Source organism: Pseudomonas sp. BN515 (genome assembly GCF_029873155.1).
Taxonomy (GTDB): domain Bacteria; phylum Pseudomonadota; class Gammaproteobacteria; order Pseudomonadales; family Pseudomonadaceae; genus Metapseudomonas.
The window spans coordinates 1-8,342 of record NZ_SSOH01000066.1 but is presented as its reverse complement, the minus strand read 5'-3'; the positions used below and the strand labels follow the sequence as shown (position 1 = coordinate 8,342).

The following is an 8,342-nucleotide window of genomic DNA, read 5'->3' as shown; positions in this document are numbered from 1 at the left end:
GTGGCCCAGGTCATGGACGTGCAGCTGGCCATCGACTTCCTCCGCTACATGGCCGGCTGGGCCACCAAGATCGAAGGCACCACCGTCGACGCCTCCCTGCCGTTGATGCCCGATGACCAGTTCCACGGCTACATCCGCCGCGAAGCCGTCGGCGTGGTCGGCGCCATCGTCGCCTGGAACTTCCCGCTGATGCTGGCCTGCTGGAAACTCGGTCCGGCGCTCGCCACCGGCTGCACCGTGGTGCTCAAACCCGCCGACGAAACCCCGCTGACCGCCCTCAAGCTCGCCGAGCTGGTGCTGGAAGCCGGCTACCCGGCCGGGGTGTTCAACGTCGTCACCGGCACCGGCCTGAATGCCGGCGCCGCCCTCGCCCGCCACCCGGGCGTCGACAAGCTGACCTTCACCGGCTCCACCGAAGTCGGCAAGCAGATCGGCAAGGCGGCCATGGACAACATGACCCGCGTGACCCTGGAACTCGGCGGCAAGTCGCCGACCATCGTCATGGCCGACGCCAACCTCCAGGAAGCCGCCGCCGGCGCTGCCAGCGCGATCTTCTTCAACCAGGGCCAGGTCTGCTGCGCCGGCTCGCGCCTGTATGTGCACCGCAAGCACTTCGACAACGTGATCGCCGACATCGCCGGCATCGCCAACGGCATGAAGCTCGGCAACGGCCTCGACCCGAGCGTGCAGATGGGCCCGCTGATCTCCGCCAAGCAGCAGGACCGCGTCACCGGTTACATCAACCTCGGCCGCGAACTCGGCGCCACCATCGCCTGCGGCGGCGAAGGCTTCGGTCCCGGCTACTTCGTCAAGCCGACGGTAATCGTCGACGTCGACCAGCAGCACCGCCTGGTGCAGGAAGAAATCTTCGGCCCGGTGCTGGTGGCCATGCCCTTCGACGACATCGACGAGGTGGTCCGCATGGCCAACGACAACCCCTATGGCCTCGGCGCCAGCATCTGGTCCAACGACCTCGCGGCGGTGCACCGCATAGTGCCGCGCATCAAGTCCGGCTCGGTGTGGGTCAACTGCCACAGCGCCCTCGACCCGGCCCTGCCCTTCGGCGGCTACAAGCTCTCCGGCGTCGGCCGCGAAATGGGCGCGGCGGCCATCGAGCACTACACCGAGCTGAAGTCGGTGCTGATCAAGCTCTGAGTGCGCGGACGACCTTCGTGCTGATGGGTTTCGTACCTCTACCCATCCTACAAAGGCCCGACCGTAGCACGACCGTAGGATGGGTAGAGCTTGCGAAACCCATCACGCCCTTGCCCCACCTGTGGGAGCGAATTCATTCGCGAATGAATTCGCTCCCACAGGAAAGCAACCAGCCCCCCCACAACAACAAGGAAACAACCATGCCGAAATATGTGATCGAACGTGAGATTCCCGGCGCAGGAAAGCTCTCGACCAATGAGCTGCAGGCGATCTCGCAGAAGTCTTGCGCCGTGCTGAGCGCCATGGGGCCCCGCATCCAGTGGCTTCACAGCTACGTGACGGACGACAAGGTCTATTGCCTGTACCTGGCGGACAACGAACAACTGGTTCGTGAACATGCCGAGCAAGGTGGCTTCCCGGCCAATCGCGTGTCCGAAGTGCGCGGGATCATCGATCCGACCACGGCCCGCTGACACAGCGACCAACCGGGATGGCAAATGTGCCATCCCGTCTACAACGCTGATCAGACCGTAGGATGGGTGGAGCTTGCGATACCCATCACGCCCTTGCCCGGAGTCCTACGCCTCGCCCATCGCTTTGAGCTTGCGGTACAGGGTTGCCCGCCCGATGCCCAGGCTGCGGGCGGCAGCCGAGAGATTGCCCTGGCACGCATCGATGGCGGCGCGGATCGCGCGCTGTTCGGATGCCAGCAGGGTATCCCCCGCCAGTGACTGCGACGCAGCAGCCGCAACGGTTTCCGTCTCGCGTACCGGCGCCTTGCCGATACCCTGCAGCACTTCATCGGGCAGGTGCTGCAGACCAATCCGCCCATCTTCCTCCGCCAGTGCCGCCGCCAGCCGAAGTGTCTGGTGGAGCTGCCGGATGTTCCCCGGCCAGCGGTACGCCAACAGGGCCTGCAACGCGGCGGGTTCCAGCGTCAGTGGCGCATGGGCCGTTGTCTCGCTCTGCAACAGCCGCTGGATCAAACGCTCCAGGTCGCTCCGCTCGCGCAATGTCGGCAGGGTCACCCGCAGGCCATTGATCCGGTAGTAGAGGTCTTCGCGGAAGCCCTGTTCCTGGGAAAGCTGCAGCAGGTCGCGGTGAGTGGCGCAGACCAGGGCGCAATCCACCTTGATCACGGCGGTACTGCCCAGACGGCTGAGGCTGCGCTCCTGCAGCACACGCAAGAGGCGGCCCTGCAACTCCAGGGGCATGTCACCGATTTCGTCGAGGAACAGGGTGCCCTGATGGGCCTGCTCGATCTTCCCTGCCGCCCCGCCTTTGCGGCTGCCGGTGAAGGCGCCTTCGACATGGCCGAAGAGTTCCGACTCGATCAGGCTCGCCGGAATCGAAGAACAGTTGATCGCCACAAAAGGCCCACCCGAGCGGGCACTGCCTTCGTGCAGCAGGCGCGCGAACACTTCCTTGCCGGTACCGGTCTCGCCATTGATCAGCACCGGGATGTCGCGAGCGAATGCCTTGCGGGCGCGCTCCAGCGCAGAGCTCACAGCCTGGTCCTCGATGCAGGGCCCCTGCGGCGCGAGAGGACGGCGCTCGGCGGTGGTGAACGGACGCGGTTGCGCCGGCTGCTGCCCGGCCTTCTTGTCGGGAGCGGTGGTGAGGCAGGCGTGCAGTTGGCTGCCCCACTGGGTCTGAATGCGGAACGGCACGCTGAGATCGTAGCGGCGGTAGCACACGGCATGGGTGAAAGGCATGTCGAACAACTCGCTGAATTCCATGCCCGGCTTCAACCCCGGCGACGAGAAGATTTGCGTGGCGATGCGATTGGCCCCTTGCAGCCTTCCCGTCGAATCGAACGCCAGCAGCCCTTCCATTGGTGTGCCGAGAATGTCCAGGCGGAAATGCAGGTGGACCAGCAGGACATTCCCCAGCTCCATGAACATCCGCCGCTCGATCGCGCGCGCCGCGATGACCAGGGACTCCAGGCAGTAGAGGGAAGTGGCCGGCCCTTTGCGGCTGGCATCCAGCACACCGACGATTCCGCCATCGAGGCCGAAGATCGGCGTGGCCATGCAGGTGAAGGCGTGGGCTTCCTCCAGGTAGTGATCGGAGCCGGCCACGATGACGGTTTCCCGTTCCTCCAGTGCGCAGCTCGGTCCGGTGGTGCCCACCTGCGTTTCGAGGAACAGCGCGCCGGGCCGGAATACCTGGTTGAGTTCCTGGCTGGCGCTGTTGCACTTGCCGATCGAGTCAAGCACCACGCCCTCCATGTCGATGCAGGCGAGTACCCAGTCCTTCGGTGCCAGCGCCCCGTGCAACTGTTCCATCTCGGGCGACGCGGCGCGCAGCAGCAACCCACCGTGCTCCGCGATGTCCTTCGGACGGACCACCACCGGCGCGTCGAACAGCACCCGATCACCAGGCGAGAGTCCGTACTGCTGGGAGCGCGCCCATGAGCGCGCGATCAATTGCGATCCGACGGCTTGCCTGCGGTCCTCTGGGGACGCAAGGACGCTCGTACCTTCCTTGGCAGGAATGGGGTCATCCGGCTTGTTCATGGCTCATGCCTCGAAACGGTTGTATCAGTCCGGTACAGCCGCACCACTTCATATCTGGCTCAGAGTGAGACAGCAAGGCAGCGCAACTTCCCGGAATGGCTCAACCATTAATCCTATTGTTATCCAAGCCATTGATTTTCAAGCACTAAATAGAACTGAAAACTACCTGGCACAGGTCGTGCTGAACAACATGTGCGTCTCTGGTTCTTCCCTGAAGTAAAGGCCAGGACACAGCAATTGATAATAAACAAAAACAATAAAAGGTGATGTCATGACGAAGAGCGGTAAAGCTCGTCTTGCCTGTTCCAGCAGCACGCACAAGACGGCTCTTTCCAGGGCCCTGACCCTGGCCACCACCCTCGGCCTCGCAGCCGGATTCACCTCAGTCGCCCACGCGCTCGATGTCGACGCTGGCGACTACACGGCACTCCCCGAAGGCACCAACCTCGGCCTGCTGTACTACCAGCACGCCGAACGCAATGCGCTGTACGCCAACGGCCACAAAGCCCCCATCGACGCCGGACTGGATTCGGACGTGGGCATCCTCCGGGGTGTGCACTTCATGAAGCTCGGCGACTACATCATCGATCCGCAATTTCTCCTGCCCTTTGGCAATGTCCGTGCCAAGGACGACCTCAAGGGCCTGGGCAGCGACAGCGGCACCGGCGACCTGATCCTCGCGTCCACCCTCTGGCTGGTGAACGACCCGGCCAAGCGACGCTACTTCGGCATCACGCCGTTCCTCTTTGCGCCGACCGGCAGCTACGACAACGACCAGGCGATCAACCTCGGTGAAAACCGCTGGAAGTTCACCCTCCAGGCCGGCTACATCACCGGTCTGACCGACAAGCTCACCCTCGACCTGGTGGGCGACGTGACCTTCTTCGGCGACAACGACGACTACGGTCCGGACAGCGTGACGCGCAAGCAGTCGGAGCTTTATCAGGGCCAGGCTTTCCTGCGCTACAACTTCACTCAGAGCTTCGATATCCGTGCCGGCATATCCAGGACCTGGGGCGGGGAAAACGAAGTCGATGGCATCGACCTGAACGACGAACCCGACACCAGCAAATACAACATTGGCGCTTCCTACTTCATCACGCCCACCACCCAGGTGCTGGCGACCTACGGACAGGACCTGTCCGTCGAGAACGGATTCGAGGAAGACAACCGCATCAACCTGCGCCTGCTGCATGTGTTCTGACCTTGCGCCAGCCGACTGCCTGATTCACGTCGGATGAGCAAAAACACTCCGCCCATAACAAGCAAACCAAGGAGTCCTGCGTAAATGTCCAAGACGCAGCCAACGCACAGAAACCGTACTCGCTTCGCCGCCGCCCTGCTCGTCGCCCTGCTGGGGCCGGCTGCCTACGCGGCTGCCGTCGACCAGGCCGCCATTGTCGCCAGCGAGAAAGATGGCAACGAATGGCTCAGCCATGGCCGTACCTATGACGAACAGCGCTTCAGCCCCCTGAAACAGATCACCGCCGACAACGTCGGCAAGCTCGGCCTCTCCTGGTACATCGACCTCGACAACCACCGTGGCCTGGAAGCGACCCCCCTGTTCTCCGACGGCGTGCTCTATGCCTCGCTGTCCTGGAGCCGCGCTATTGCCGTCGACGTCGCCACCGGCAAGGTGCTCTGGACCTTCGATCCGCAGATCGACCGCGGCAAGGCGCGCGACGCCTGCTGCGATGCGGTCAACCGTGGCGTCGCACTGTGGAATGGCAAGGTCTACATCGGCACCCTCGACGGCCGCCTCGTCGCCCTCGACGCCAAGACCGGCCGGGAGGTCTGGAGCCAGCAGACCACCGATAACAGCAAGCCCTACACCATCACCGGCGCGCCCCGCGTGGTGAAGGGCAAGGTGATCATCGGCACCAGCGGCGCGGAGTATGGTGTGCGCGGCTACTTCTCCGCCTACGACGCCGAGACTGGCAAGATGGCCTGGCGCTTCTACACCGTGCCCGGCGACCCGGCCAAACCCTATGAGCATCCGGAGCTGGCCGAAGCGGCCAAGACCTGGAAAGGCGACCAGTACTGGAAGGGCGGTGGCGGCGGCACCGTCTGGGACGGCATGGCCTATGACCCGGACCTGGAACTGCTCTACATCGGCACGGGCAACGGCTCGCCGTGGAACCGCGAACTGCGCAGCCCCGGCGGCGGCGACAACCTCTACCTGTCGTCGATCCTCGCGGTGAACCCGGATACCGGCAAACTGGCCTGGCATTACCAGACCACCCCGGGCGAGACCTGGGACTTCACCGCGACCCAGCAGCTCACCCTGGCGACCCTCGAACTCGAAGGCAAGCCGCGCAAGGTGATCATGCAGGCGCCGAAGAACGGCTTCTTCTATGTTCTCGACCGCGAGACCGGCAAGCTCCTGTCCGCCGAGAAATTCGGCAAGGTGACCTGGGCCGAGCGCGTCGACCTGGCCACCGGCCGTCCAGTGGAGGCTCCGGGCGTGCGCTACGAGAAGGAGCCCATCGTGATGTGGCCGAGCCCCTTCGGCGCCCACAGCTGGCACTCGATGTCCTACAACCCGCAGACCGGGCTGGTCTACATCCCCTACCAGGAAATCCCCGGCGTCTACCGTAACGAGGGCAAGGACTTCGTCCGCCGCAAGGGCTTCAACACCGGCGCCGGCTTCTCCGATGCCACCGAAATCCCGCGCGAGGCGGTATCCGGCGCGCTGCTCGCCTGGGACCCGGTGAAGCAGAAGGAAGCCTGGCGCGTGCCCTACCCGCACTACTGGAACGGCGGCACCCTGAGCACGGCGGGCAACCTGGTGTTCCAGGGCACCGCAGCCGGCAACCTGGTGGCCTACTCGGCCGACAAGGGCGAGAAGCTCTGGTCGTTCGCCGCGCAGACCGGCATCGTCGCCGCGCCCATGACCTACAACTACAAGGGTGAGCAGTACGTCGCGATCATGGCCGGCTGGGGTGGCGTCGCGCCGCTGATCGGTGGCGATGCAGCCAAGGCACCGGGCGTCGGCAACGTCAGCCGCCTGCTGGTGTTCAAGCTCGACGGCAAGGCCAGCCTGCCGCCGCTTCCGGATAAAAAAGTCGCCGCCCTCGCCCGCATTCCGCAGCCGGTCCACGCCAGCGAAGCCGACCTGAAGGCGGGCCAGCAGCTGTACGGCAGCTACTGCTCCGTGTGCCACGGCGTCGGGGCGATGAGCGGCGGTCTGGTGCCCGACCTGCGCAAGTCCGACGAATCGCGCCGCAGCCTGTTCCAGCAGATCGTCCGCGAAGGCGTGCTGCGTCCCCTGGGCATGCCTTCCTTTGGGGACACTCTGTCGGCGGACGAGGTCGAAAAGATCAAGGCCTACGTCATGAGCCGCGAGTACGCTGACTATATGAAGGAACAGCAGTCCACTGCCGCGAAAGACAAACCATGATCCTGTCAGGAACGAATGAAGGTTCATTCGCTTCAGCCCGAGTAACAACAACAGAGAGGACCTGCCCCATGTGGACCAAACCCAGCTACACCGACCTGCGTATCGGCTTTGAAGTCACCCTGTATTTCGCCAATCGCTGATGCTCCACGCGACGCTGCGTTGGCCTCCACTGGCGCAGCGTCCTTTGCTTGACCCCGGTTCGCCGGGGTCCTTTTTCCTGCAGCACTTCGAGGCAGGTTGAATTCATATGCACATCCAGATTCTTGGCTCCGCCGCCGGCGGCGGTTTCCCCCAGTGGAACTGCAATTGCCGCAACTGCCGGGGCGTACGCAGCGGCAAGGTCCGCGCCCAGCCGCGCAGCCAGTCGTCCATCGCCCTCAGCGCCAACGGCATCGACTGGGTGCTGTGCAACGCCTCGCCGGATATCCGCGCCCAGCTCGAGGCCTTTCCGCCGTTGCAGCCGGCGCGCCATCTGCGCGATACCGGCATCGCCGCGATCATCCTGATGGACAGCCAGATCGACCACGTCACCGGCCTCTTGAGCCTGCGCGAGGGCTGCCCGCACCAGGTCTGGTGCACCGACATGGTCCACCAGGACCTCACCAGCGGCTTTCCGCTGTTCAGCATGCTCCGGCACTGGAACGGTGGCCTGGACTGGCAGCCCATCGACCTGGCCAGCCCGTCGTTCACCATTCCCGCCTGCGCCGGCCTGCGTTTCACCGCCATTCCCCTGCGCAGCAGCGCGCCGCCCTATTCGCCGCACCGGGGCAACCCGCATCCGGGCGACAACATCGGCCTGTTCATCGAGGACCTGGAAACCGGCGGCAGCCTGTTCTACGCCCCCGGTCTCGGCCAGGTGGATGAACACCTGCTCGACTGGATGCGCCGCGCCGACTGCCTGCTGGTGGACGGCACGCTCTGGCGTGACGACGAGATGCGCCACTGCGAGGTGGGCGACAAGCTCGGCCGCGAGATGGGCCACCTGCCGCAGAGCGGCCCGGGCGGAATGATCGAGGTGCTGGATGGCATCGACGGCCCGCGCAAGGTGCTCATCCACATCAACAACACCAACCCGATCCTCGACGTCGACTCCGCCGAGCGCGCCGAACTCGGCCGCCACGGCATCGAAGTGGCCTGGGATGGCATGAGCATCGTGCTGTAACGCACCACGAACCCAACAAGGTGCGCACGGCGCACCCTACGAGGACCCCGAGCATGAGCCAGACCGCCATGACTCCCGCCGAATTCGAGCAGGCCCTGCGCGCCAA

The 8,342-nt window shown here is 64.6% G+C and carries 7 protein-coding genes; 6 read left to right on the top strand and 1 reads right to left on the bottom strand.

Annotated features, from left to right (window positions below; translation table 11 throughout):
* On the top strand, window positions 1–1,155 hold a 1,155-nt coding region (locus tag E8E91_RS16275), incomplete at its 5' end, for an aldehyde dehydrogenase family protein (RefSeq protein ID WP_280376180.1).
* Window positions 1,156–1,355: 200 nt separating this feature from the next.
* Window positions 1,356–1,628: a DUF4242 domain-containing protein gene (locus tag E8E91_RS16270; RefSeq protein WP_280376890.1), complete on the top strand. Its 273-nt coding sequence runs from the start codon at window positions 1,356–1,358 to the stop codon at window positions 1,626–1,628.
* A gap of 105 nt (window positions 1,629–1,733) precedes the next feature.
* Here the strand turns inward: E8E91_RS16270 and E8E91_RS16265 are convergent, their stop codons facing one another.
* Entirely contained in the window at window positions 1,734–3,584 is a 1,851-nt protein-coding gene (locus E8E91_RS16265; protein ID WP_280376888.1) for a sigma-54-dependent Fis family transcriptional regulator, read from the bottom strand.
* Window positions 3,585–3,945: 361 nt separating this feature from the next.
* Here E8E91_RS16265 and E8E91_RS16260 point away from each other — a divergent pair, with 361 nt between their 5' ends.
* From E8E91_RS16260 to pqqB, 4 genes are all read left to right on the top strand, one after another.
* A complete protein-coding gene (locus E8E91_RS16260) occupies window positions 3,946–4,878 on the top strand; it encodes a transporter (RefSeq protein ID WP_280376885.1) in 933 nt (310 codons plus the stop codon).
* 84 nt (window positions 4,879–4,962) lie between these two features.
* The gene (locus E8E91_RS16255) at window positions 4,963–7,074 is read left to right on the top strand and encodes a PQQ-dependent dehydrogenase, methanol/ethanol family (protein ID WP_280376882.1); all 2,112 of its coding nucleotides are present in this window, start codon (window positions 4,963–4,965) and stop codon (window positions 7,072–7,074) included.
* Window positions 7,075–7,142: 68 nt separating this feature from the next.
* The gene (pqqA, locus tag E8E91_RS16250) at window positions 7,143–7,214 is read left to right on the top strand and encodes a pyrroloquinoline quinone precursor peptide PqqA (protein WP_003239771.1); all 72 of its coding nucleotides are present in this window, start codon (window positions 7,143–7,145) and stop codon (window positions 7,212–7,214) included.
* Between the two features lie 107 nt (window positions 7,215–7,321).
* Window positions 7,322–8,236, top strand: a complete 915-nt coding sequence (gene pqqB / locus E8E91_RS16245) for a pyrroloquinoline quinone biosynthesis protein PqqB (RefSeq protein ID WP_280376879.1) — start codon at window positions 7,322–7,324, stop codon at window positions 8,234–8,236.
* Window positions 8,237–8,342: the final 106 nt, after the last annotated feature.